24 protein-coding genes are annotated in these 25,618 nt (G+C 55.7%); 21 read left to right on the forward strand and 3 right to left on the reverse strand.

Annotation, left to right across the window (positions count from 1 at the left end; genetic code table 11):
• Positions 1-11 precede the first annotated feature (11 nt).
• From relA to queE, 5 genes are all read left to right on the forward strand, one after another.
• Positions 12-2,243, forward strand: coding sequence for a GTP diphosphokinase (gene relA / locus KTJ90_RS04105; protein ID WP_003854613.1), 2,232 nt, complete (start codon positions 12-14; stop codon positions 2,241-2,243).
• A gap of 158 nt (positions 2,244-2,401) precedes the next feature.
• The gene (mazG, locus tag KTJ90_RS04110) at positions 2,402-3,190 is read left to right on the forward strand and encodes a nucleoside triphosphate pyrophosphohydrolase (protein ID WP_003854610.1); all 789 of its coding nucleotides are present in this window, start codon (positions 2,402-2,404) and stop codon (positions 3,188-3,190) included.
• Between the two features lie 230 nt (positions 3,191-3,420).
• Positions 3,421-5,058: a glutamine hydrolyzing CTP synthase gene (gene pyrG / locus KTJ90_RS04115; RefSeq protein WP_003854607.1), complete on the forward strand. Its 1,638-nt coding sequence runs from the start codon at positions 3,421-3,423 to the stop codon at positions 5,056-5,058.
• 76 nt (positions 5,059-5,134) lie between these two features.
• Positions 5,135-6,430 (forward strand): phosphopyruvate hydratase, encoded by a 1,296-nt coding sequence (gene eno, locus KTJ90_RS04120; protein WP_008927112.1) that lies wholly within the window; start codon positions 5,135-5,137, stop codon positions 6,428-6,430.
• A 286-nt stretch (positions 6,431-6,716) separates the two neighbouring features.
• Entirely contained in the window at positions 6,717-7,388 is a 672-nt protein-coding gene (queE, locus tag KTJ90_RS04125) for a 7-carboxy-7-deazaguanine synthase QueE (RefSeq protein WP_033761597.1), read from the forward strand.
• A gap of 94 nt (positions 7,389-7,482) precedes the next feature.
• Here queE and queD read toward each other — a convergent pair whose 3' ends face one another.
• Positions 7,483-7,842 (reverse strand): 6-carboxytetrahydropterin synthase QueD, encoded by a 360-nt coding sequence (queD, locus tag KTJ90_RS04130; protein ID WP_004571212.1) that lies wholly within the window; start codon positions 7,840-7,842, stop codon positions 7,483-7,485.
• A 298-nt stretch (positions 7,843-8,140) separates the two neighbouring features.
• On the opposite strand from queD, the gene cysJ reads away from it, so the two are divergent.
• Genes cysJ through KTJ90_RS04145 form a run of 3 tightly spaced genes read left to right on the forward strand, consistent with a single transcriptional unit; the run spans position 8,141 to position 12,398 of the window.
• On the forward strand, positions 8,141-9,946 hold the full coding sequence (cysJ, locus tag KTJ90_RS04135; RefSeq protein ID WP_033743630.1) for an NADPH-dependent assimilatory sulfite reductase flavoprotein subunit: 1,806 nt from the start codon (positions 8,141-8,143) through the stop codon (positions 9,944-9,946).
• Complete coding sequence (cysI, locus tag KTJ90_RS04140) at positions 9,946-11,667, forward strand: assimilatory sulfite reductase (NADPH) hemoprotein subunit (protein ID WP_004571210.1); 1,722 nt, start codon at positions 9,946-9,948, stop codon at positions 11,665-11,667. The genes cysJ and cysI overlap by 1 nt, the downstream gene beginning before the upstream one ends.
• Entirely contained in the window at positions 11,664-12,398 is a 735-nt protein-coding gene (locus tag KTJ90_RS04145; protein WP_004571209.1) for a phosphoadenylyl-sulfate reductase, read from the forward strand. Before cysI ends, KTJ90_RS04145 begins: the two co-directional genes overlap by 4 nt.
• Before the next feature lie 60 nt (positions 12,399-12,458).
• On the opposite strand, the gene KTJ90_RS04150 is transcribed toward KTJ90_RS04145, so the two are convergent.
• Positions 12,459-12,743: a YciI family protein gene (locus KTJ90_RS04150; RefSeq protein ID WP_438476697.1), complete on the reverse strand. Its 285-nt coding sequence runs from the start codon at positions 12,741-12,743 to the stop codon at positions 12,459-12,461.
• A 9-nt stretch (positions 12,744-12,752) separates the two neighbouring features.
• Positions 12,753-13,766 carry an aminopeptidase gene (locus tag KTJ90_RS04155; RefSeq protein WP_033761585.1) on the reverse strand — a complete coding sequence of 338 codons (1,014 nt, stop codon included), beginning with the start codon at positions 13,764-13,766 and terminating at the stop codon, positions 12,753-12,755.
• 364 nt (positions 13,767-14,130) lie between these two features.
• Between KTJ90_RS04155 and cysG the strand changes: the two genes are divergently transcribed.
• The 13 genes from cysG to rpoS all read left to right on the forward strand — a co-directional run bounded on the left by cysG (position 14,131) and on the right by rpoS (position 25,495).
• A complete protein-coding gene (gene cysG / locus KTJ90_RS04160) occupies positions 14,131-15,546 on the forward strand; it encodes a siroheme synthase CysG (RefSeq protein ID WP_039660773.1) in 1,416 nt (471 codons plus the stop codon).
• 9 nt (positions 15,547-15,555) lie between these two features.
• Positions 15,556-16,464 carry a sulfate adenylyltransferase subunit CysD gene (gene cysD / locus KTJ90_RS04165; protein WP_140916647.1) on the forward strand — a complete coding sequence of 303 codons (909 nt, stop codon included), beginning with the start codon at positions 15,556-15,558 and terminating at the stop codon, positions 16,462-16,464.
• An 11-nt stretch (positions 16,465-16,475) separates the two neighbouring features.
• Entirely contained in the window at positions 16,476-17,903 is a 1,428-nt protein-coding gene (gene cysN / locus KTJ90_RS04170; protein ID WP_140916648.1) for a sulfate adenylyltransferase subunit CysN, read from the forward strand.
• The gene (gene cysC / locus KTJ90_RS04175; RefSeq protein WP_004571202.1) at positions 17,903-18,508 is read left to right on the forward strand and encodes an adenylyl-sulfate kinase; all 606 of its coding nucleotides are present in this window, start codon (positions 17,903-17,905) and stop codon (positions 18,506-18,508) included. The genes cysN and cysC overlap by 1 nt, the downstream gene beginning before the upstream one ends.
• Positions 18,509-18,562: 54 nt before the next feature.
• Positions 18,563-18,883: a DUF3561 family protein gene (locus KTJ90_RS04180; RefSeq protein ID WP_140916649.1), complete on the forward strand. Its 321-nt coding sequence runs from the start codon at positions 18,563-18,565 to the stop codon at positions 18,881-18,883.
• Positions 18,884-19,052: 169 nt separating this feature from the next.
• Positions 19,053-19,370, forward strand: a complete 318-nt coding sequence (gene ftsB / locus KTJ90_RS04185) for a cell division protein FtsB (protein WP_003849108.1) — start codon at positions 19,053-19,055, stop codon at positions 19,368-19,370.
• Positions 19,371-19,373: 3 nt separating this feature from the next.
• Positions 19,374-20,090 carry a 2-C-methyl-D-erythritol 4-phosphate cytidylyltransferase gene (gene ispD, locus KTJ90_RS04190; RefSeq protein ID WP_003849105.1) on the forward strand — a complete coding sequence of 239 codons (717 nt, stop codon included), beginning with the start codon at positions 19,374-19,376 and terminating at the stop codon, positions 20,088-20,090.
• Positions 20,090-20,572, forward strand: coding sequence for a 2-C-methyl-D-erythritol 2,4-cyclodiphosphate synthase (gene ispF, locus KTJ90_RS04195; RefSeq protein WP_008927107.1), 483 nt, complete (start codon positions 20,090-20,092; stop codon positions 20,570-20,572). The genes ispD and ispF overlap by 1 nt, the downstream gene beginning before the upstream one ends.
• Positions 20,569-21,609 carry a tRNA pseudouridine(13) synthase TruD gene (truD, locus tag KTJ90_RS04200; protein WP_008927106.1) on the forward strand — a complete coding sequence of 347 codons (1,041 nt, stop codon included), beginning with the start codon at positions 20,569-20,571 and terminating at the stop codon, positions 21,607-21,609. Before ispF ends, truD begins: the two co-directional genes overlap by 4 nt.
• A 191-nt stretch (positions 21,610-21,800) precedes the next feature.
• Positions 21,801-22,562, forward strand: coding sequence for a 5'/3'-nucleotidase SurE (gene surE, locus KTJ90_RS04205; RefSeq protein ID WP_003849099.1), 762 nt, complete (start codon positions 21,801-21,803; stop codon positions 22,560-22,562).
• Complete coding sequence (locus KTJ90_RS04210; RefSeq protein ID WP_003849097.1) at positions 22,556-23,182, forward strand: protein-L-isoaspartate(D-aspartate) O-methyltransferase; 627 nt, start codon at positions 22,556-22,558, stop codon at positions 23,180-23,182. Before surE ends, KTJ90_RS04210 begins: the two co-directional genes overlap by 7 nt.
• 162 nt (positions 23,183-23,344) lie before the next feature.
• Entirely contained in the window at positions 23,345-24,445 is a 1,101-nt protein-coding gene (gene nlpD / locus KTJ90_RS04215; protein ID WP_033743626.1) for a murein hydrolase activator NlpD, read from the forward strand.
• Between the two features lie 57 nt (positions 24,446-24,502).
• Positions 24,503-25,495, forward strand: a complete 993-nt coding sequence (gene rpoS / locus KTJ90_RS04220) for an RNA polymerase sigma factor RpoS (RefSeq protein ID WP_003849090.1) — start codon at positions 24,503-24,505, stop codon at positions 25,493-25,495.
• The last annotated feature ends 123 nt before the right edge of the window (positions 25,496-25,618 follow it).

Genomic DNA, 25,618 nt, shown 5'->3' on the forward strand with positions numbered 1-25,618 from the left:
CAGGAGAGGTTATGGTTGCGGTCAGAAGTGCGCATTTAAATACCGAGGGAGATTTCGCCCTCGACCAGTGGATCGCCAGTCTCGGTATTGCCAACCCGCAATCATGTCAACGCGTTGCCGAGACCTGGCGCTACTGCGAAGCGCAGACGCAGGGCCATCCCGATCAGTCGCTGCTTCTGTGGCGCGGTATCGAGATGGTGGAAATCCTCTCAATGCTCAGCATGGATATTGAAAGCCTGTGTGCAGCGCTGATTTTCCCGCTGGCTAACGATGAAGTGGTCAGTGAAGAAGAGCTGGAAACCGCCGTCGGTAAAGGCATTGTCTCGCTGGTGCACGGCGTGCGTGACATGGACGCCATTCGCCAGCTGAAAGCGATTCACAACGACTCCATGGCCTCTGAACAGGTGGATAATGTCCGCCGCATGCTGCTGGCAATGGTGGAAGATTTCCGCTGCGTAGTGCTGAAGCTGGCCGAACGCATCATGAACCTGCGCGAAATGAAAGATGCGCCGGAAGATGAGCGGGTGCTGGCGGCCAAAGAGAGCACCAACATCTATGCACCTCTGGCCAACCGTCTGGGTATCGGTCAGCTCAAATGGGAGCTGGAAGATTATTGCTTCCGCTATCTCCATCCCGACGAATACAAGCGCATTGCCAAACTACTGCATGAGCGGCGAATTGATCGTGAGCAGTACATCGACAATTTTGTCAGCAACCTGCGCAAAGAGATGGCGAAAGAGGGCGTGCGCGCCGAAGTTTATGGTCGTCCGAAACATATCTACAGCATCTGGCGCAAGATGCAGAAAAAGTCGCTGGCCTTTGATGAGCTGTTTGATGTGCGTGCGGTGCGTATCGTCGCCGACCGCCTGCAGGATTGCTACGGCGCACTGGGTACGGTACATACGCTTTATCGCCATCTGCCCAGCGAGTTCGATGACTACGTGGCCAACCCCAAGCCCAACGGCTACCAGTCGATTCATACCGTCGTGCTTGGGCCGCAGGGCAAAACGGTGGAGATCCAGATCCGTACCCGACAGATGCACGAAGATGCCGAACTGGGCGTTGCGGCACACTGGAAGTACAAAGAGGGCCCCACCTCCAGCAGCGCGCGTGGCGCAGCGGGTCACGAAGAGCGCATTGCCTGGCTGCGTAAGCTGATCAGCTGGCAGGAAGAGATGGCTGACTCCGGCGAGTTGCTGGAAGAAGTCCGTAGCCAGGTCTTTGATGACCGGGTCTACGTCTTTACGCCAAAAGGCGACGTCGTGGATCTACCCGCAGGTTCGACACCGCTCGACTTCGCCTACCACATTCACAGTGACATCGGTCACCGCTGCATCGGCGCAAAAATTGGTGGCCGCATCGTGCCGTTCACCTACCAGCTGCAGATGGGCGACCAGGTTGAAGTGATTACCCAGAAACAGCCGAACCCGAGCCGTGACTGGCTCAACCCGAACCTGGGCTACATTACCACCAGCCGTGGACGCTCGAAGATCCACAACTGGTTCCGCAAGCAGGATCGCGACAAGAATATTATCGCCGGACGGCAGATTCTGGATAACGAACTGAATCAGCTTGATATCAGCCTGCGCGAAGCGGAAAAACTGCTGCTGCCGCGCTATAACGTGACCTCGCTTGAAGAGTTGCTGGCGGCGATTGGCGGCGGCGATATTCGTCTGAATCAGATGGTTAACTTCCTGCAGGCGAAGCTGAACAAGCCGAGTGCTGAAGAGGAAGATCGCGAAGCGCTGCGCCAGCTGACTCAGAAAGCCTACTCTCAGCCTGCGCGCAAAGAGAGTGGTCGCGTGGTCGTGGAGGGCGTAGGCAATCTGATGCACCACATCGCCCGCTGCTGCCAGCCGATTCCGGGGGATGACATTGTCGGCTTCATCACCCAGGGGCGCGGCATCTCGATTCACCGCGCGGACTGTGACCAGCTGGCTGAACTCACGTCGCACGCGCCGGAACGTATCGTCGATGCGGTATGGGGCGAAAGCTACTCCAGCGGTTACTCGCTGGTGGTGCGTGTCACCGCCAACGATCGCAGCGGCTTACTGCGCGACATCACCACCATTCTCGCCAACGAGAAAGTGAATGTATTGGGCGTCTCAAGCCGCAGCGACACCAAAAAGCAGCTGGCGACTATCGATATGGATATTGAGATCTACAACCACCAGGTTCTGGGACGTGTCCTGGCGCGACTGAACCAGGTCTCTGATATCATTGACGCCCGCCGCCTGCACTGATATTCAGTCAGGCTCTGAAGCAACCGGCAACAGGAGGTTGCGCGGGCGTTTTCTGCACCCTGAAACCCGGCCGGATGCTGTTCACCACATCCGGCCGGGTTACACGCCTTGCTTCTCTGATCGTTGCCCATCACCTGATTCATCAAGGAACCGCCTGAATGAACGCTATTGAGCGCCTGCTTGGCATAATGAAAACGCTGCGCGATCCACAGTATGGTTGCCCATGGGATCGTGAACAGACCTTTGCCACTATTGCGCCCTATACCCTGGAAGAGACTTACGAAGTGCTGGACGCTATTCAGCGCGAAGATTTTGACGACCTGCGCGGCGAACTGGGCGATCTGCTGTTTCAGGTGGTGTTCTATGCGCAGATGGCCAGCGAACAGGAACGCTTCAATTTCGAGGATATCTGTCACGCGATTAGCGACAAGCTGGAGCGACGTCATCCGCATATTTTTGGCGATGCCACAGCAGAAACCAGCAGCGACGTGCTGAAAAACTGGGAAGCGATTAAAACTGCCGAGCGTGCGGACAAAGCCCAGCATTCCGCGCTGGATGATATCCCCAAAGCGCTGCCCGCATTGATGCGCGCCCACAAGATTCAGAAGCGCTGTCACAACGTCGGCTTCGACTGGACTACGCTGGGACCGGTGGTGGCGAAAGTGCACGAAGAGATTGATGAAGTGATGCACGAGGCGCAGCAGAGCGTGGTGGATGGCGAGAAGCTGGAAGAGGAGATTGGCGACCTACTGTTTGCCACGGTTAACCTCTCGCGTCATCTTGGCAGCAAAGCGGAAACCGCACTGCAAAAGGCGAATGACAAGTTTGAGCGCCGGTTCCGTGAAGTGGAAGCGATTATCAATGCACAAGGTCTCAGCATGCCGGGCGCCACACTGGAGCAAATGGAGGCTGCCTGGCAGCAGGTGAAACAGGACGAGAAGCGCTGATTATTCCACCGCTGTGCATAAAGTCGCCGTTTACGCTTACTCGATTCAGCGCGGCGGCAACTTTGTGACGCACATCAACATTTCATCGGCAGCTATCCGCTATGTTAAGACGCAGCAATGCGTTGGAGGATGGCTGTGATTCATCAATTGTGGCTGATAGCGGTTTCCAGTATACTGTTTTCCCGTCCTGGTTATTCCACCGTCTTTAAACCTAAACTCTCAGGTTCAGCATGACAACGAATTATATTTTTGTGACCGGCGGGGTCGTTTCCTCTCTGGGTAAAGGCATTGCCGCAGCCTCCCTCGCAGCCATTCTCGAAGCGCGTGGTCTGAACGTGACCATCATGAAGCTGGACCCGTATATTAACGTGGATCCAGGCACCATGAGCCCGACACAGCACGGTGAAGTTTTCGTCACTGATGACGGCGCTGAAACCGATCTGGATTTGGGTCACTACGAACGCTTCATCCGCACTAAAATGTCGCGTCGTAACAACTTCACCACTGGCCGTATCTACTCAGAAGTCCTGCGCAAAGAACGCCGTGGCGACTATCTGGGCGCAACTATTCAGGTTATCCCGCACATTACCAACGCCATCAAAGAACGCATCATTGAAGGCGGTGAAGGTCATGATGTTGTGCTGGTTGAAATCGGCGGCACGGTAGGGGATATCGAATCACTGCCGTTCCTGGAAGCGATTCGCCAGATGGCCGTTGATGTGGGCCGCGAACACACGATGTATATGCACCTGACGCTGGTGCCTTATATGGCGGCGGCAGGTGAAGTGAAAACGAAACCGACTCAGCACTCTGTAAAAGAGCTGCTGTCGATTGGTATCCAGCCAGATGTGCTGATTTGCCGTTCTGACCGTGCCGTACCGGCCAATGAACGTGCCAAAATCGCCCTGTTCTGTAACGTCCCTGAAAAAGCGGTTATTTCGCTGAAAGACGTTGATTCCATCTACAAGATTCCTGGCATGCTGAAGTCGCAGGGCCTGGATGACTATATCTGTAAGCGCTTCAACCTGAATGCACCGGAAGCCAACCTGGCTGAGTGGGAGCAGGTGATTTACGAAGAAGCCAATCCGGGTGGTGAAGTCACCATCGGTATGGTGGGCAAGTATGTTGAGCTGCCGGATGCCTACAAGTCAGTCATCGAAGCGCTGAAACATGGCGGCCTGAAAAATCGCGTCACTGTGAACATCAAACTGATCGATTCGCAGGATGTTGAGTCACGTGGTGTCGAATTACTGAAAGATTTGGATGCGATTCTGATTCCAGGTGGCTTCGGTTACCGTGGCGTGGAAGGCAAGCTGATGACCGCGCAATACGCACGTGAAAACAACGTGCCTTACCTCGGCATCTGCCTGGGTATGCAGGTCGCGCTGATGGAGTTTGCCCGCAATGTCGCTGGCATGCCTGGCGCCAACTCCACTGAATTTGTGCCAGACTGTAAATATCCGGTGGTGGCATTAATCACCGAATGGCGTGACGAAGATGGCAACGTCGAAGTCCGCAGCGAGCAGAGCGATCTGGGCGGCACCATGCGTCTGGGCAGCCAGCAGTGTCAGTTAACGCCGGGCAGTCAGGTTCGCCAGCTCTACGGCTCTGACACCATCGTTGAGCGCCATCGCCACCGCTATGAAGTGAACAATATGCTGTTAAAGCAGATTGAAGCAGCCGGTCTGCGCGTAGCAGGTCGCTCGGGTGATGATCAACTGGTTGAGATTATCGAACTCCCGAACCATCCGTGGTTTGTGGCTTGCCAGTTCCACCCTGAGTTTACCTCGACCCCACGCGACGGCCATCCGTTGTTTGCCGGCTTTGTTAAAGCCGCGCATGAGCATCAGAAGCGTTTAGCGAAGTAAGTTTCACAGGCAGCGCGCGAACTTTTCGCGCGTTGCCTGTCTTAGGATTGACTAACTTGTACTGAGGAAAATCGTAATGTCCAAAATCGTAAAAGTCATCGGTCGCGAAATTATCGACTCACGTGGTAACCCGACTGTTGAAGCTGAAGTGCATCTGGAAGGCGGTTTCGTTGGCCTGGCCGCTGCGCCATCAGGTGCCTCTACCGGTTCACGCGAAGCGCTGGAACTGCGTGACGGTGACAAATCACGTTTCCTGGGCAAAGGCGTAACCAAAGCCGTTGCTGCAGTAAACGGTCCGATTGCTGAAGCGGTAAAAGGCAAAGACGCGAAAGATCAGGCGAACATCGATAAGATCATGATCGACCTGGACGGTACTGAGAACAAATCTAACTTCGGTGCTAACGCCATTCTGGCCGTTTCACTGGCAGCGGCTAAAGCTGCTGCAGCCTCTAAAGGTCAGCCGCTGTATGAGCACATCGCTGAACTGAACGGCACCCCAGGCAAATACTCTATGCCACTGCCAATGATGAACATCATCAACGGCGGCGAGCATGCCGACAACAACGTCGACATCCAGGAATTCATGATTCAGCCGGTTGGTGCAGCAAACCTGAAAGAAGCCATCCGTATGGGTTCTGAAGTTTTCCACAATCTGGCAAAAGTGCTGAAAAGCAAAGGCATGAGCACTGCAGTGGGTGACGAAGGTGGCTACGCGCCTAACCTGGGTTCTAACGCAGAAGCCCTGGCCGTTATCGCTGAAGCGGTAAAAGCAGCAGGCTATGAGCTGGGTAAAGACATCACCCTGGCAATGGACTGTGCAGCATCTGAGTTCTACAAAGATGGCAAATATGTTCTGGCCGGTGAAGGCGGTAAAGCGTTTACCTCTGAAGAGTTCACCCACTTCCTGGAAGATCTGACTAAACAGTATCCGATCGTTTCTATCGAAGATGGCCTGGACGAATCTGACTGGGACGGCTTCGCTTACCAGACTAAAGTGCTGGGCGACAAAATCCAGCTGGTGGGCGATGATCTGTTCGTCACCAACACCAAAATCCTGAAAGAAGGTATCGATAAAGGTATCGCTAACTCCATTCTGATCAAATTCAACCAGATCGGTTCTCTGACCGAAACTCTGGCTGCGATCAAAATGGCGAAAGACGCGGGCTACACTGCCGTGATCTCTCACCGTTCAGGCGAAACCGAAGATGCCACCATCGCTGACCTGGCGGTAGGTACTGCAGCGGGCCAGATCAAAACCGGTTCAATGAGCCGTTCTGACCGTGTTGCTAAGTACAACCAGCTGATCCGCATCGAAGAAGCGCTGGGTTCTAAAGCGCCATTCAACGGTCTGAAAGAAGTTAAAGGTCAGTAATGACCGCGCGTTGATGTCGCGCTAAGTGACATCATCGGCCTCTGAAGCCCCGCCTTGTGCGGGGCTTTTTGTTGGGAGCAGTGTGCAGACGCAGATGACAGGGCCCGATCGCAAAGGTATAAAAGTGGCATCCCTGTCAGCCACGTTTTGAGCCTGTTAACTGTCTGACGTCCCTCCCTTGCGACGTTTTGCTTTAGTCCTGCGCGGATAAAAGGCACAACGCGTGATTGAGCTGCGCGGCAAATCTGCCATAATCAGCGCCCTGTTTTTTTCAAGCGAGTCCGTAATGCAATACCCGATCAATGAAATGTTCCAGACACTGCAGGGCGAAGGTTATTACACCGGCGTGCCTGCCATTTTCATTCGCTTACAGGGATGCCCGGTGGGCTGTAGCTGGTGCGATACCAAACACACCTGGGAAAAGCGGACAGATCGGGAAACGTCGCTGGGCGATATTTTGATCAAGACAGTGGAAAGCGATGCGTGGGGTGATGCCGACGCGGCGACCCTGGTGAATGCCATTGCACAGCAGGGCTGGACGGCCCGGCACGTGGTGATTACCGGCGGCGAACCGGCGATTTACGATCTGCGTCCGTTAACGACTGCGCTGGAACAGCACGGTTTCCAGTGCCAGATTGAGACCAGCGGAACGCACGAGATTCACTGTTCCGAACAGACCTGGGTGACCGTCTCCCCGAAAGTCAACATGCGCGGCGGTTATGATGTGCTGCCTCAGGCGCTGAGCCGGGCCGATGAAATCAAGCATCCGGTGGCGCGCGAGCGTGATGTGGACGCGCTGGATCTGCTGCTGGCAGGAATAGACGACACTAAAGCCCGGATCATCGCGTTACAGCCGATCAGCCGCAAAGATGATGCCACCCGACTCTGCATCGAGACCTGCATTGCACGTAACTGGCGTCTGTCGATGCAAACCCATAAGTACCTGAATATTGCCTGATTAAGCGTATTGCGTGGTTAATCGCGGGGAAACGAGCGTGAAGGGCGGGACGGAGAGGAAATAGCGTCGGATCGAAGGGTTCGATCCGACAGGCTTAGCCGCGGTAAACGCAGCCTGCAGTGCAGGTTTCTTTGATCATCACCGCGCTTAACAGCGGCAGTTCTGGCTTCATCTGATCCCAGATCCATTTTGCCAGCACTTCGCTGGTGGGATTTTCCAGGCCAGGAATATCATTCAGATAGTAGTGATCCAGCCGATTATAGAGGGGCTTAAACGCCGCCTTCAGTTCAGCAAAATCCATAACCCAGCCGGTATGCGCATCCACTTCGCCGGTAATCTCCAGACGAACCAGGAACGAATGACCGTGCAGACGGCCACATTTGTGTCCGGCCGGCACATTCGGTAGATGGTGCGCGGCTTCGAACTGGAACTCTTTAAACAAGGTGGTAGACATAGTGGTTCTCAGACATTAAAAAACCGCTGAATTCTACCTGATTACCGCTTTTTTCGCACCCGCACCGCACAAACCGATACGTTTCCCGCGGCGTTAATTCCCGGTAACCAGCTAATCAACTGATATATCACCGCTTTGCTTACCACTTTTAACGATTATGCCTACCTGGAAAACCCTTTAGTCATTTTGGTTATTTGATATGTCGAAGGTGTATTTAATCGTTAATATACAGACCGGTAACCTACGCACTCTTCCGCCATTTACGGTCCGGACTTCTGATACTGGAATTTTTAACGCGATGACGACTCAGGCACCTGGTTCTATGCTTCCGCTCTCACCGGAACAACTCGCCCGCTTACAGGCGGCGACGACAGATTATTCCCCGACTCAACTGGCGTGGCTGTCCGGCTATTTCTGGGGTCGGGTAGAACAGACGCCAGGTAGCGCCGTCGCGGGCAGTACACCCGCTCCGGTAGACGTGCCCGCCATTACGCTGCTTTCTGCCTCCCAGACTGGCAATGCCCGTCGTCTGGCTGAGCAGTTGCGTGATGACCTGCTGGCCGCGAAGCTCAACGTAAACCTGGTGAACGCCGGTGATTACAAGTTCAAACAGATTGGCCAGGAAAAAATGCTGGTCGTGGTGACCTCCACCCAGGGCGAAGGTGAGCCGCCGGAAGAGGCGGTGGCACTGCATAAATTCCTGATGTCGAAAAAGGCACCGAAAATGGCCGGTGCAGCCTTTGCGGTGTTTGGCCTGGGCGACACCTCGTACGAATTTTTCAGTCAGGCGGGCAAAGATTTTGACAACCGTCTGGCAGAGCTGGGTGGCGAGCGTCTGCTGGATCGCGTCGATGCGGATGTTGAGTATGCTGAGCAGGCTTCTGCCTGGCGCAGTGCGCTGACGGAAATTCTGAAAAAGCGCGTGCCGACCGAATCCCCGGCGCAGGCTGCGGCGACAGCGGCAGGCAGCGTCAACGAAGTCACCACCAGTCCCTACAGCAAAGAGTCTCCGCTCAGCGCCAGTCTGGCGGTAAATCAGAAAATCACCGGACGTGACTCAGACAAAGATGTGCGCCATATCGAAATCGATCTGGGCGACTCGGGTCTCCGCTACCAGCCTGGCGATGCGCTGGGCGTCTGGTATGAAAATGACGCGGCGCTGGTCAGCGAGCTGCTGGAGCTGGTCTGGCTGAAAGGCGATGAGTCAGTAGAGGTTCAGGGCAAAACCCTGCCGCTGGCGGAGGCGCTGCAGAAACATTTCGAGCTGACGGTGAATACTGCGCAGATCGTGGCGCAGTATGCCCAACTGTCCCGCAACGCCGAGCTGCTGTCACTGGTGGATGATAAAGCCAGGCTGCAGCAGTATGCGCAGCACTATCCGATTGTGGATATGGTGCGTCTGGCCCCGGCTGAACTCACCGCAGAACAGCTGACCGGCCTGCTGCGACCGCTGACGCCGCGACTCTACTCTATTGCCTCCTCGCAGGCCGAAACCGAGTCCGAAGTACACATCACCGTAGGTGCGGTGCGCTTTGATATTGAAGGTCGCCAGCGCGGCGGCGGGGCTTCGACCTGGCTGGCCGATCGCATCGAAGAAGAGGGCGAGGTCCGGGTCTTCATCGAACACAACGACAATTTCCGCCTGCCGGCTAATCCGGACGCGCCTGTGATTATGATTGGTCCGGGCACCGGCATCGCGCCGTTCCGCGCCTTTATGCAGCAGCGCGACAACGACGGTGCCAGCGGTAAAAACTGGCTATTCTTTGGTAATCCGCACTTCACCGACGATTTCCTCTACCAGGTGGAGTGGCAGAAATATGTGAAGGATGGCCTGCTGACGAATATCGACCTCGCCTGGTCACGCGATCAGGCAGAGAAGATTTACGTACAGGATAAGATCCGTGCGAAAGGGGCCGAAGTCTGGCGCTGGATTGAAGAGGGCGCGCATCTTTATGTCTGTGGCGATGCGAACCGTATGGCAAAAGACGTCGAGCAGGCACTGCTGGATGTGGTGGTCGAACACGGCGGAATGGATCGTGAAACGGCCGACGAATTTTTAAGTGAGCTGCGCATTGAGCGCCGTTATCAGCGAGACGTTTACTAATGAGCGATAAACACCCTGGACCGCTGGTTGTCGAAGGCAAATTAACAGACGCTGAGCGTCTGAAGAAGCAGAGCAACTATCTGCGCGGCACCATCAAAGAAGATCTGGAAGAAGGTCTGACCGGCGGTTTCACCGGCGACAACTTCCTGCTGATCCGCTTTCACGGCATGTACCAGCAGGATGATCGCGACATTCGCGCCGAACGTGCCGAGCAGAAGCTGGAACCGCGTCACGCAATGATGCTGCGCTGCCGACTGCCAGGCGGCATCATTACGCCGACCCAGTGGCTGGCTATCGACAAATTTGCTACCGATAAAACCATTTACGGCAGCATCCGTCTGACCAACCGTCAGACCTTCCAGTTTCACGGCATTCTGAAGAAGAACGTCAAGCCAACGCATCAGATGCTGCATGAAGTGGGACTGGATGCGCTGGCGACCGCCAACGACGTAAACCGTAACGTGCTCTGTACCTCGAACCCGGTAGAGTCTGAGCTGCATCAGGAAGCCTATGAGTGGGCGAAGAAGCTCTCTGAGCATCTGCTGCCGCGCACCCGTGCCTATGCAGAGATCTGGTGGGATAAAGAAAAAGTCGCAACCACTGATGAAGAGCCGATTCTCGGTGAAACCTATCTGCCGCGTAAATTCAAAACCACAGTCGTGATTCCGCCGCACAACGATGTGGATCTGCACGCCAACGATCTGAACTTTGTTGCGGTCGCTGAGAATGGCAAGCTGGTGGGCTTCAACCTGCTGGTGGGCGGCGGCCTGTCGATCGAGCACGGTAACAAAGCGACTTACGCGCGCACCGCCAGCGAGTTTGGATACTTCCCGGTAGAGAAGATCCTTGATGTGGCCGAGGCGGTTGTGACGACTCAGCGCGACTGGGGCAACCGTACCGATCGTAAAAACGCCAAAACCAAATACACCCTGGAACGCGTTGGCGTCGAGACGTTTAAAGCGGAAGTTGAAAAACGTGCTGGTGTGACGTTTGAGCCGATTCGTCCGTATGAGTTCACCACCCGTGGCGATCGTATTGGCTGGATCAAAGGCATCGACAACAAATGGCACCTGACGCTGTTTATTGAAAATGGTCGTCTGCTCGATTATCCGGGCCGACCGCTGAAAAGCGGCATCGCTGAAATTGCGAAAATTCATCAGGGTGATTTCCGTCTGACCGCCAACCAGAATCTGATTGTGGCAGGCGTGCCGGAAAGTGAGAAAGCGCAGATCGAAGCGATCGCCCGTGAGCATGGTCTGATGGATCAGGTTACGCCTCAGCGCGAAAACTCGATGGCCTGCGTCGCGTTCCCGACCTGTCCGCTGGCGATGGCAGAAGCCGAACGTTTCCTGCCAGCGTTTGTGACCAAAGTAGAAGGCATCATGCACGCGCATGGCGTCGGCGATGAGCACATAGTGTTACGCGTTACCGGTTGTCCGAACGGTTGCGGCCGTGCCATGCTGGCTGAGCTGGGTCTGGTGGGTAAAGCGCCAGGCCGCTACAACCTGCATCTGGGCGGAAACCGCAGCGGAACGCGTATTCCCCGTATGTACCGTGAAAACATTAACGAAAGCGAAATTCTCGCCACGATTGATGAGCTGGTGGGACGCTGGGCCACCGAGCGCCAGGCCGCAGAAGGCTTTGGTGACTTCACCATCCGCGCGGGCATTGTTGCGCCGGTGCTGGACCCGGCACGCGATTTTTGGGAGGAAGCAAAATGAGTCAGCCCGACCTCGCAGCACTGAATGAGATGTCCAAAGTCCAGCGTGCTATGGCGCTGGCCGCGACCAATGCGCAGCTGGAGAAGTCTTCAGCGGAAGAGCGGGTCAGCTGGGCGCTGGAGAATCTGCCGGGTGCTTATGTGCTCTCCTCCAGTTTCGGTATTCAGGCCGCGGTGTCGCTGCACCTGGTGACGCGCCAGCAGCCCGATATTCCGGTGATCCTGACCGACACCGGCTATCTGTTCCCGGAGACCTATCGTTTTATTGATGAGCTGGCGGACCAGCTCAATCTCAACCTCAAAGTGTTTCGCGCCGAGACCTCACCGGCCTGGCAGGAAGCGCGTTACGGCAAACTGTGGGAGCAGGGCGTCGAGGGGATTGAGAAATATAACGAGATTAACAAAGTCGAGCCGATGAACCGCGCCATCGAAACCCTGGGCGCGCAGACCTGGTTTGCTGGCCTCCGCCGCGACCAGTCAGGCAGCCGGGCGAATCTGCCGGTGCTGGGTGTACAGCGTGGCGTCTTTAAGCTGCTGCCGATTATCGACTGGGATAACCGCCAGATTCATCAGTACCTGGAGCAGCACAAGCTTAAGTACCATCCGCTGTGGGATGAAGGCTATCTTTCAGTGGGCGATACCCACACCACCCGCAAGTGGGAGCCAGGTATGGCAGAAGAAGAGACACGCTTCTTCGGTCTCAAGCGCGAGTGTGGTCTGCACGAAGGGTAATACCGAGCTTCTCTCCCTGAAATCAGGGAGAGAAGTGCTTCTTGACGGTCAGGCGGAAAGTTAAACGCCTTTTAATCCGGCAAACGCCTCCGCTGCACGGGTCACATTCACTTTCGTCACCTCATACTCTGCCACCGTCGCAAACGGATCTTCCGCTAAGATCGCATCCAGCGCTTCACGCGCCATCTCCCTGACCAGCAGCATGCCACCTGTGCGTGGATCTTTACGTCCTGCGGCAATAAAACTGCCTGCCTCAAAATAGCGGTCAAGCCATTCAATATGGCCTGCCAGCAGCGCCTCAACCTCTTCTATCGGACGAATGTAATTCAGAAAGACCACATACATGTCAGATCCTCACACTTTGGGATTGGTCAGTTCGCTGATCAGCGGCAGCAGCACGCGGACACTGTCACGGGTGCGCAGGGCTATCTGGCCCGGCAGCCAGCGGTCGAGATAGTTCAGATTATCCAGGTCAGTCTGATGACGGGTCACGCCATCAGGAAAGTGCGGGCTACGATGACGCTGTAGTGCGCCATCTTTGTTACCCAGCGACCAGTTACTGGCAGTAACATTCAGCAGCGGAAAGCCTGCCTTGTCAAAGGCATTCAGGCCATTGAAGTCCTTGCGATTCAGCTGATGACTGGCAGCGGGAATGCCTTGCTGACGTGCCAGTAGCAGGGCGCGATCGCTGGTCTGTTTGCGCACCGCCCGGGGCGTGTTCATGCCGCTGTTGAAATAGAGATGATCGCCGGTTATCAGGCTATTCAGATTGATGACCAGCAGCGTGTTCTTCTTCTCACGGGTGCTCATTCGCTCAACATAATCATCCAGGCCGTGCAGATCCGCTTCTCCGGCGCTCAGCGCCACAAAGCGAATGCCATAGTGAAGCGGTTTGCGACTCAGTTGCTGCGCCAGTTCCAGCATCACGCCAAGACCTGACGCATTGTCATCAACACCCTGCAGGCGTAAGCCGCCCAGATTGTGATGGACCTGGTTGCTGTTTTGCGGCGTCCAGGTATCCAGGTGCGCCACGATCAGAATCTCCTGTGGCACGCTGCCTGCTCGCGCAGCAATGACGGAGGTTGCCGTCAGTTTATGCCAGCGCTGCGTGCCGTCATCTTCCTGCCATTTGTAGCCCGTGTTGAACTGGCGGGTATCGGTTTTATAACCCAGCGCGGTAAATTGTTGCTGCAGATAGTCCGTGGCCATCAATTCAGCCGGACTGCCGCTCATGCGGCCAGGAAAATAAGTGGCGATGTGCCGGACCTGCTGTTCGGCAAACTGACCTGTCGGCGTGGCTAAAACCAGCGGGGAAATGAGTGCGCTAAACAAAACTGTCGCTACCCTCAGGCGGAGGGAACAAAACATAATGCGTCCTTTTTTCATTATTCGATAGGCATTCAACATGCGGACCTGAGTCAGTCATGCCGCGCGTATTATACCCTCTTTGTTCTGCGACCTGGTTAACGGAATAAGTTGCTGCCTTAACATAATGGGGTAACGCGTGTTTATTGCTGGCACTTATCTGCTTTTACAGTTACAGGCACAGAGGCGAATCTGTGAACCTGTTCACGAAAAAGCCATTATATTTCATCCGCTAAGACCAAATTGTTCTGTGCTTTGCGAAGTCTTTATTCCATTCGGTAACTACTCATTCCAATTCGTAATTTCAACTGCATAAACCCGGCGACGTATAGTCGCGTTAATACAAAGTTAAAACATCAGGGTTAACGTGGACTATTTGCCTCTTTTTGCCGATCTCTCTGGCCGCCCGGTTCTGGTTGTCGGCGGTGGAGATATTGCGGCGCGAAAAATTGAACTACTGCGCCGTGCGCGTGCGCGCGTTCTGATCGCCTCGCGTGAACTCTGCCCTGAACTGCAGGCACTGCTGGAAAAGCAGGAGCTGGAGTGGCTGGCGACTGAATTTGACCCGGCCCAGCTGGATGGGGTTTTCCTGGTGATCGCCGCGACCGACGACAACCATCTCAACACCCAGGTCTTTGATGCTGCAAACGCGCGGCAGAAGCTGGTTAACGTGGTTGATGACCAGCCAAAATGCACCTTTATCTTCCCCTCGATTGTTGACCGCTCACCTCTGGTGGTGGCGATCTCCTCCAGCGGCACCGCACCGGTGCTGGCACGTATGCTGCGCGAAAAAATCGAAACGCTGTTGCCTGCCAGTCTCGGCCAGATGGCTGAGGTGGCCGGACTCTGGCGCGATAAAGTTAAAGCACGCTTCAGCCGCATGTCTGACCGTCGACGCTTCTGGGAACGCGCTTTCGATGGCCGGTTCGCCAGTGAGATGTCAGCCGGTAACGTCGAAGAGGCGAAACGTACGCTGGACCGTGAGCTGCAGGAAGAGCCAACCCGTCAGGGCGAGATTTTCCTGGTGGGTGCCGGACCGGGCGACAGCGGCCTGCTGACGCTACGTGGCCTGCAGGTGATGCAGTTAGCGGATGTGGTGCTTTACGACCATCTGGTCAGTGAAGAGGTGCTGGATCTGGTGCGACGCGACGCCGACCGCATCTGCGTCGGCAAACGAGCCAGCGCGCATACGTTACCGCAGGAAGAGATTAATCAGTTGCTGGTTTCACTGGCGCTGAAAGGTAAGCGCGTCGTCCGCCTCAAGGGCGGCGATCCCTTTATCTTTGGCCGTGGCGGCGAAGAGCTGCAGGCGGCTCAGCAGGCGGGCATTCCGTTCCAGGTGGTGCCGGGCGTCACCGCGGCTGCCGGTGCGACGGCCTATGCCGGGATTCCGCTGACCCACCGCGATTATGCGCAGAGCGTAATGTTTATTACGGGTCACTGCCGTCCCGATGGGGATGACATTGACTGGCCATCACTGGCGCGTGCGCGTCAGACGCTGGCGATCTACATGGGAACGGTTAAAGCAGCTGCCATTAGCGCGGCGCTGATTCAGCATGGTCGCGCGCCATCAACGCCGGTGGCGGTGATCAGTCGCGGCACCCGTCAGGATCAACAGGTGCTGACCGGCACCTTAGAACAACTTGAGGCGCTGGCCGCCTCGGCACCTACTCCGGCGCTACTGGTGATCGGAGAGGTGGTTAATCTGCACGGGCAACTCGCCTGGTTTAAACATTCGGCACAGCAGGGGGCTCGCGAGTCCGCCGTTGTCAATCTGGCTTGAGGGAAAATCATGGACCAAAAACGACTCACTCATCTGCGTCAGCTGGAGGCGGAGAGTATCCACATCATTCGCGAAGTCGCGGCCGAGTTCAGCAATCCGGTGATGATGTACTCCATCGGTAAAGACTCCTCGGTAATGCTGCATCTGGCGCGTAAAGCCTTTTATCCTGGCACGCTGCCGTTCCCGTTGCTGCATGTGGATACCGGCTGGAAATTCCGTGAAATGTACGAGTTTCGCGACCGCACCGTGAAAGCGATGGGCGCAGAGTTGCTGGTTCACCGCAACCCGGAAGGCGTGGCGATGGGGATTAACCCGTTTGTCCACGGCAGTGCCAAACACACTGACATCATGAAAACCGAAGGGCTGAAGCAGGCGCTGAATAAATATGGTTTTGATGCGGCCTTTGGCGGCGCACGTCGTGATGAAGAGAAGTCTCGCGCCAAAGAGCGTATCTACTCTTTCCGCGACCGCTTCCATCGCTGGGACCCGAAAAACCAGCGTCCTGAGCTGTGGCACAACTACAACGGCCAGATCAACAAGGGCGAGAGCATCCGCGTCTTCCCGCTGTCGAACTGGACCGAACTGGATATCTGGCAGTACATCTTCCTGGAAAACATCGAGATCGTGCCGCTCTATCTCGCCGCGCCACGTCCGGTGCTGGAGCGTGATGGCATGCTGATGATGATCGATGACGATCGCATCAACCTGCAGCCGGGTGAAGAGATCACCCAGCGGATGGTCCGTTTCCGTACGCTCGGCTGCTGGCCGCTGACCGGCGCGGTAGAGTCCGAAGCGCGGACGCTGCCGGAGATCATCGAAGAGATGCTGGTTTCTACCACCAGCGAGCGTCAGGGCCGCATGATTGATCGCGATCAGTCCGGTTCGATGGAACTGAAAAAACGTCAGGGTTATTTCTAAGGAGACGCCAGATGAATACCGTAATTGCACAACAGATTGCCGACCAGGGCGGCGTTGAAGCCTGGCTGACAGCGCAACAGCATAAGAGCCTGCTGCGTTTTCTGACCTGCGGCAGCGTTGACGACGGAAAAAGTACCCTGATTGGGCGTCTGCTACATGACACCCGTCAGATCTATGAAGATCAGCTTTCATCGCTGCATAACGACAGCAAACGTCATGGCACCCAGGGCGAGAAACTCGATCTGGCGCTGCTGGTGGATGGTCTGCAGGCTGAGCGTGAGCAGGGCATTACCATTGATGTGGCCTACCGCTATTTCTCGACTGAAAAGCGTAAATTTATCATCGCCGATACGCCGGGCCATGAGCAGTACACCCGCAATATGGCGACCGGTGCATCAACCTGTGACCTGGCGATTCTGCTGATCGATGCCCGTAAAGGCGTGCTGGATCAGACCCGCCGTCACAGCTTTATTTCGACGCTGCTGGGGATCAAACATCTGGTAGTGGCGATTAATAAGATGGATCTGGTTGAGTACGATCAGGCGCGCTACGAGCAGATCAAACAGGATTACCTGGACTTTGCAGGCCAGTTACCGGATGACCTCGATATCCGCTTTGTGCCGATGTCGGCGCTGGAAGGGGATAACGTAGCATCCGCCAGTCAGACCATGCCATGGTACAGCGGCCCGACGCTGCTGGATGTCCTGGAAACAGTGGAACTGAACCGCGTGGTGGATCACCAGCCGATGCGTTTCCCGGTGCAGTATGTTAACCGTCCTAACCTGGATTTCCGTGGCTATGCCGGTACCCTGGCGTCAGGCAGCGTGCAGGTGGGCCAGCGCGTTAAAGTGCTGCCGTCTGGCGTAGAGTCGACTATTGCCCGCATAGTGACCTTTGATGGCGATCTGCAGGAAGCGGGCGCAGGTGAAGCGATCACCCTGGTGCTGCAGGATGAGATTGATATCAGTCGTGGCGATCTGCTGGTTGATGCCAGCGAAACGCTGGCTGCGGTTCAGTCTGCCAGCGTTGACGTGGTCTGGATGGCAGAACAGCCTCTGCAGGCCGGTCATAGCTATGATCTGAAAATCGCCGGTAAGAAAACCCGTGGACGGGTAGAGAAAGTCCTGCATCAGGTGGAGATTAACTCGCTGGAGACACGTCAGGTCGATGCGCTGCCGCTAAACGGTATTGGTCGCATTGAATTAACCTTTGACGAACCGATGGTGCTCGACAGCTATCAGCAGAATCCGGTGACCGGCGGCATGATCTTTATCGATCGACTGACCAACGTGACCGTGGGTGCCGGCATGATCCATCAGCCAAACCATGACGCTCCGGTTAATACCGGCGAGTTCAGCGCGTTTGAGCTGGAACTGAATGCACTGGTGCGCCGTCACTTCCCACACTGGAACGCGCGCGACCTGCTGGGCGGTCAATAATGGCTCAGCACGATGATAACGTGGTGTGGCATGACCATCCGGTAACTCGTGCTTCACGCGAACAGCAGCATGGCCATCAGGGCGTGGTGCTGTGGTTCACCGGGCTTTCGGGCTCGGGGAAATCCACGGTCGCAGGCGCGCTGGAGCAGGCGCTGCACCGTATTGGCGTCAGCACCTATCTGCTGGATGGTGACAATGTGCGTCACGGTCTCTGTCGTGACCTCGGCTTCAGCGACGATGACCGCAAGGAGAATATCCGTCGGGTCGGCGAGGTGGCGAAACTGATGGTGGATGCCGGGCTCGTGGTGCTTACTGCCTTTATTTCACCGCATCGCGCCGAGCGCCAGATGGTGCGCGACCTGCTGGAGCCGGGTCAGTTTATCGAAGTGTTTGTCGATACGCCGCTGGCGGTGTGTGAAGCACGCGATCCAAAAGGGTTATACCGCAAAGCACGTGCCGGTGAACTGCGTAATTTCACCGGTATCGACAGCGTCTATGAAGCGCCCGACAGCCCGGAAATCCAGCTGGATGGCGAACAATTGGTTACAAAACTGGCCGCCCAATTGTTAGACGTGCTGCGCGACCGCGATATCATCAGATCCTGAAGAGACAGCGGCAAATCGCTTCGGGTTTGCCGCCCTCGCAACAACAGGATGCCTATGCAGAACGTCACACCCATGCTCGCTCGTAAAGATGACTCCTCCCAGGATGAGCCACGCTCATTGCTGCCGGGCGGTGTTATCGGCTTACTCGCTTACTGGTGTGCGCTGGCGCTTCCTTTCCTGCTGTTCGGCTCTAACACGCTGTTCTTCTTTCTCTATACCTGGCCATTCTTTCTGGCGCTGCTGCCGGTTGCCGTGGTCACGGGCATCGCACTGAATACGCTGCTGAGCGGACACTGGATTTGGGCTGCCCTCGCCACAGTCATTATGGTGGTGACTCTCTTCTGGTTAATGTTCTCCTTTCTCTCCGGCTGGTAAGCCTTAACGGCGTCCGTGCTGATGTGCAAACGCATCGGCAGGTTACAAAACTTTTCCCGTCAGAATCGGTACTGATTGCGCAGAGGCGCAGCAAAGCGCGCCATTTTCGCTGCTGGTGTGGAGTCCTGTGCAAAGTTATGGGATGATTGGGCCGTTTTTAGGGGGCGGGATGGGAAAACTGACGTTACTGTTATTGGTGCTGCTTGGCTGGCTGCAATATTCATTGTGGCTGGGGAAAAATGGCATCCATGACTATACGCGCGTCAATGATGATGTCGCGGTACAACAGGCAAACAATGCCAAACTTAAATCGCGAAACGATCAGCTGTTTGCCGAAATTGACGATCTCAATGGCGGCTCGGAAGCGATCGAGGAGCGTGCACGCAATGAACTGGGCATGATTAAGCCCGGTGAGACCTTCTATCGTCTGGTGCCTGACCAGAACAAACGTAACGCGCAACAATCAGCGCAAAACCTACAACGATAAAACATGAACACTCTGGCCTCCCTTGCGGATGTGATTGCCGTGGTGCCCGCTGCCGGGATCGGCAGCCGCATGCAGGCAACCTGTCCGAAGCAGTATCTGACGATTGGTCAGCACACCCTTCTGGAACACAGCATTGCACGTCTGTTTTCCCACCCCGCCATCAGACAGGTGATTGTCGCCCTCAGTCCCGATGACCAGCATTTTGCTTCACTGCCGCTGGCACGCGATCCGCGTGTGCTCAGGGTCACTGGCGGCGAGACCCGCGCTGAATCGGTGCTGGCCGGATTACAGGCCGCACAGGGTTCCGCCTGGGTGCTGGTCCATGATGCTGCGCGTCCCTGTCTGCATCCCGACGATCTTCAGAAACTGCTTAACGTGCGTGAACAGAGCCACGTGGGCGGAATTCTGGCTGCGCCAGTGCGCGACACTATGAAACGGGGCGAGCCGGGCAAAGCCGCAGTGGCCCATACCGTGGAACGCGACGATCTCTGGCACGCCTTAACACCGCAATTTTTCCCGCATGCGCTGCTCACTGCCTGCCTGACGCGGGCGCTGACAGAAGGCGCAACCATCACCGATGAAGCATCGGCGCTGGAGTATTGCGGCTATCATCCGCTGCTGGTCAGCGGACGCAGTGATAACATCAAAGTCACCCGGCCAGAAGATCTGGCGCTGGCGGCTTTTTATCTGAGTCAGATTCAATTAAAGGAGAGCGCATGATGCGTATCGGTCACGGTTTTGACGTTCACGCCTTTGGCGGAGAGGGTCCGTTAGTGATTGGCGGTGTGCGGATCCCATTTGAACACGGTTTTATCGCCCATTCGGATGGCGATGTGGCGCTGCATGCGCTGACTGATGCGCTGCTGGGCGCTGTGGCGATGGGCGATATCGGCAAGTTATTCCCCGACACCGATCCGGCCTTTAAAGGGGCGGACAGCCGCGGCCTGCTGCGTGAGGCCTGGCGTCGTATTGAAGCCAAAGGCTATCGCATCGGTAATGTCGACGTCACAATTATTGCTCAGGCACCGAAAATGCTGCCGCATGTGCCACAGATGCGCATCAACATCGCAGAAGATCTGGGCTGCCATATGGATGCGGTCAACGTCAAAGCGACCACCACCGAGAAACTCGGCTTTACCGGGCGCGGTGAAGGCATTGCCTGTGAAGCGGTCGCGTTAGTCCTGAAAGCTGACAGCCAATGAGTCTGAATTACCTGCACGGCACTCCTGTGGCCTCTGGCGTGATCAAAGCCAGTCCCGAAGATTTCGTGGTGGTTGAAGATCTCGGCTATGGCGCGGATGGTGAAGGTGAGCATCTGCTGGTGCGGATCCGTAAAACAGGTGCGAATACCCGTTTTGTGGCAGAAGCGCTGGCTAAGTACCTGGGTATTCATCCGCGCGACATGAGTTATGCCGGAATGAAAGATCGCCATGCGGTGACGGAACAGACCCTCTGTTTTCGCCTGCCGGGCAATGCGATGCCCGACCTGCGCGGTTTTACGCTGGAAGGGGTTGAGATTCTGCAGGCGGTGCGCCACAAGCGTAAGCTGCGCATCGGCGCACTGGCCGGAAATGCGTTCCGGCTGGTCATCCGTCAGATCAGCGATCGTGATGCGGTTGAAGCGCGTCTGGCGCAGATCCGCGATGCGGGCGCGCCCAACTATTTTGGTGAGCAGCGTTTTGGTCGCGGCGGCAATAACCTGGTGATGGCAGAAAAGTGGGCGCGCAATGAGATCATTGTCCGTGACCGCAACAAGCGCAGCCTGATGCTCTCTGCCGCGCGCAGTGCGCTGTTTAATCAGGTGACCAGTGCACGTCTGCAGCAGCAGGGCAGTCTGACTCAGGTGCTCAACGGCGATGCATTGCAGCTGACCGGTCGAGGCAGCTGGTTTGTGGCACAGCCTGAAGAACTGGCCGACTCACAACGGCGGGTTGATCACCATGAGCTGCGGATTACCGCGCCGCTGCCGGGACGCGGGGACGCTGGCACGCAGGCTGATGCGCTGGCGTTTGAACAGCAGACGCTGGCTAATGATACGCCGCTGCTGAGCCTCATTGAACGTGAGAAGGTCGATGCAGCCCGCCGCGCCATGCTGGTGGTGCCACGGGATATGCAGTGGCGCTGGTGGGATGACGTCACGCTGGAACTGACATTCTGGCTGCCCGCGGGGAGCTTTGCGACCAGCGTGGTCCGGGAGCTGCTGACCTCCGCAGACTCGCTCGATCAGATTGATGAGTAATCTTCGCTGCAACATTACCCGCAGTGTGGGTAATGTTGCGGCAAACCCCCACCGCTGTGTGATTTACGCCTACCACTTCCTTGCGCGCCTCGTTAGAATGCAAAAATCGCTGTCCATTCCTCACCTGTTGCCATGCCGTTAAAACAGGTTCAGTCACGGCGACCAGTCGAATAAAAAAAGGTCAGAACGAAATGCGGATATTGCTCAGCAACGATGACGGCATTCATGCACCGGGTATTCAGACTCTGGCGAAAGCCCTGCGGCAGATTGCTGACGTGCAGGTTGTTGCCCCCGATCGTAACCGAAGCGGTGCCTCTAACTCATTAACGCTGGAAACACCTCTGCGTACCTTTACCCATGAAAACGGCGATATCGCGGTTCAGATGGGAACGCCGACCGATTGCGTCTATCTGGGGGTGAATGCGCTGATGCAGCCACGCCCTGACATTGTGGTGTCAGGCATTAATGCCGGTCCCAATCTGGGCGATGATGTGATCTATTCCGGTACGGTGGCAGCAGCGATGGAAGGGCGGCATCTTGGCCTGCCTGCAATCGCTGTGTCGCTCAATGGCCATCAGCACTATGCGACCGCAGCTGCAGTGACCTGTGCGCTTCTCCGGGCGCTAACGCATGAACCCCTGCGCACTGGCCGCATTCTCAATATCAATGTCCCCGATCTGCCACTCTCCGAGCTGAAAGGTATCCGCGTGACGCGCTGTGGCAGCCGCCATCCGGCTGATCAGGTGATCGCGCAACAGGATCCACGCGGCAATACCCTCTACTGGATAGGTCCACCGGGCGAAAAACTCGATGCAGGCCCGGATACAGATTTCGCTGCCGTTGATCAGGGCTACGTTTCTGTCACCGCGCTGCATGTTGATTTAACGGCGCACAGCGCGCAGAACGTGCTCAGCGACTGGCTGGCAAAAGCTGAGGTGAACCTGGCATGGTGAATCGGCGTATTGAGACATTGCTGTCACAACTGCGTCAGCAGGGCATTGATGATGAAAACCTGCTGAAAGCCATTAGCGAGGTGCCGCGCGAACGCTTTATCGACGAGGCGTTTGAGCATAAAGCCTGGGACAATGTTGCCTTACCTATCGGCTCCGGTCAGACGATATCACAGCCTTACATGGTCGCGCGGATGACCGCGCTGCTCGGGCTTAATCCGCATTCGCGTGTGCTGGAGATTGGCACAGGTTCTGGTTACCAGACGGCGATTCTTGCCCATCTGGTGGACCATGTTTATTCAGTGGAACGCATCAAAGGCCTGCAATGGCAGGCTAAACGCCGCCTGAAGCAGCTGGATCTGCACAATGTCTCTACCCGCCATGGCGATGGCTGGGAGGGCTGGCCTTCACGGGGGCCGTTCGACGCCATTATTGTCACTGCCGCACCTCCGGAAATTCCGATTGCGCTGATAGCACAACTGGCAGAAGGCGGCATTATGGTGCTGCCGGTTGGCGAAGAGCAGCAGGTACTCAAGCGGCTGCGTCGTCAGGGCGAAGAGGTCATCGAGGAGATCATTGAGCCGGTGCGTTTTGTTCCGCTGGTGCAGGGCGATCTGGCCTGATGCTCTTCGTATTTCTTCACAACTGTTTCATGGCACCACGTACCTGATGTTGTTACTATCCAGTTTATTCAACAAAAATGCAGAAATTATCGCGCCACGCAGAGCATTCTGCTGACAGGTACAGTGAAGCAGATAGATCAGAGTTGCCATCACGGGGGATTAATGAGCACGGGAAGCACACTTTTTCAGTTACGCCGTCTGGCGGCGCTTTCACTGGTAGGTTTTTGGCTGGCAGGCTGCAGCTCCAGCGACAATTCTCAGGCACCTATCAGTCGCGTTGGCGATGAGGGCGGCATGATGAACAGTCAGGCGGGAGGAGGCCAGGTTTCTGGTGGCATTCCAGCCGCGCCGTCTCAGGGACAAATGTTAAGCAGAAATTCATCATCTACCCCCAGCAATGGTGGAATGATTAGTACCAGCAGTAATGTTGAGACGCAGAATGGCCGGATAGTGTACAACCGCAGTTACCAGAATATTCCTAAGGGTAGCTATTCCGGTGAAACATATACCGTTAAGCGTGGCGACACGTTGTTTTATATTGCCTGGATTACCGGCAATGATTTCCGTGACTTAGCCCAGCGCAACAACGTTCCCGCGCCTTATAGCCTGAATGTCGGCCAGACTTTACAGATTGGAAATGGGTCGGGTCAGCCGATTACCGGTGGCAATCCCATTACCGTTGCTGATGCAACACAGGGCGGGGTCCCTGTGGCACCACAAATCAAATCGCCTGTTGTTGCACAGCAACCTGTTATTACGTATTCTGATGATTCGGGTAATTCGGGTGGCAGCAAATTGTTGCCTTCGAAAGGAGCAAATGTTGCAACGACAACAGCTCCAGTAGTTACCGCACCCCCAACGGTTAGCAGTACAACTAACAGTTCAACGCCGGTCGGAAGCTGGCGCTGGCCGACTGACGGGAAGATTATCGATAACTTCTCTGCCGCCGAAGGTGGCAATAAAGGTATCGATATCGCCGGGACGCGCGGACAATCTGTTGTCGCCACTGCTTCAGGACGAGTGGTTTACGCAGGTAACGCACTCCGGGGTTACGGTAATTTAATCATCATCAAACACAATGATGATTACCTGAGCGCCTACGCCCACAACGATACAATGCTGGTTCGGGAACAACAGGAAGTTAAGGCGGGGCAAAAAATCGCTACCATGGGTAGCACCGGAACCAGTTCAGTCAGATTACACTTTGAAATTCGTTACAAGGGGAAATCCGTAAACCCGTTGCGTTATTTGCCGCAGCGATAATCCGGCAGAACAAAACAGATGTATGTTCTGCCCTGGAATCACGGGTAGGAGCCGCTTATGAGCCAGAATACGCTGAAAGTAAACGAGTTACATGAGAACGCGGAATTCGATGAGAACGGAGCTGAAATTTTTGACGAGAAGGCACTCGTTGAAAACGAAGCCAGTGATAGCGACGTAGCGGAAGAAGAGTTGCTTTCACAGGGTGCGACGCAGCGTGTATTAGATGCGACGCAGCTCTATCTCGGGGAGATTGGCTATTCTCCGTTGTTAACGGCAGAGGAAGAAGTTTTCTTCGCTCGCCGTGCATTGCGGGGTGATATCCCTTCCCGTCGCCGTATGATCGAAAGTAACTTACGTTTGGTGGTGAAAATCGCCCGTCGTTACAGCAATCGTGGTTTAGCTCTGCTGGACCTGATTGAAGAAGGTAACCTCGGCCTGATTCGCGCCGTAGAGAAATTTGACCCGGAGCGCGGGTTCCGTTTCTCAACGTACGCCACCTGGTGGATTCGTCAGACAATTGAACGGGCGATCATGAATCAAACCCGTACCATCCGTCTGCCGATTCACATTGTAAAAGAACTGAATGTTTATCTGCGTACAGCGCGTGAACTTTCCCACAAGCTCGACCATGAGCCAAGTGCGGAAGAGATCGCCGAACAGCTGGATAAGCCGGTTGATGACGTAAGCCGCATGTTACGTCTTAACGAACGCATTACCTCGGTTGATACGCCATTAGGCGGTGATTCTGAAAAAGCGCTGCTGGACATTCTGGCCGATGAAAAAGACAACGGCCCGGAAGACACCACGCAGGACGATGATATGAAACAAAGCATCGTCAAATGGCTGTTCGAACTGAACGCCAAGCAGCGTGAAGTGCTGGCGCGTCGTTTCGGCCTGTTGGGCTATGAAGCGGCAACACTTGAGGATGTAGGTCGTGAAATCGGCTTAACCCGCGAGCGTGTACGCCAGATTCAGGTTGAAGGTTTGCGCCGTCTGCGCGAAATCCTGCAGGCGCAGGGCCTCAGCATTGAAGCACTGTTTCGTGAATAATCGTATTTAAGATGGTCTGAGTAAGAATGCAAAAAGCGATGGTGAAAACCATCGCTTTTTTTATGTCTGCAGAAAATTTTTGCTGTTGATTAACGGCGCACCGCGCAATAACGCGGTGCGCCA

The organism is Pantoea jilinensis (assembly GCF_019104105.1).
GTDB classification, from domain to species: Bacteria; Pseudomonadota; Gammaproteobacteria; order Enterobacterales; family Enterobacteriaceae; genus Pantoea; species Pantoea eucalypti.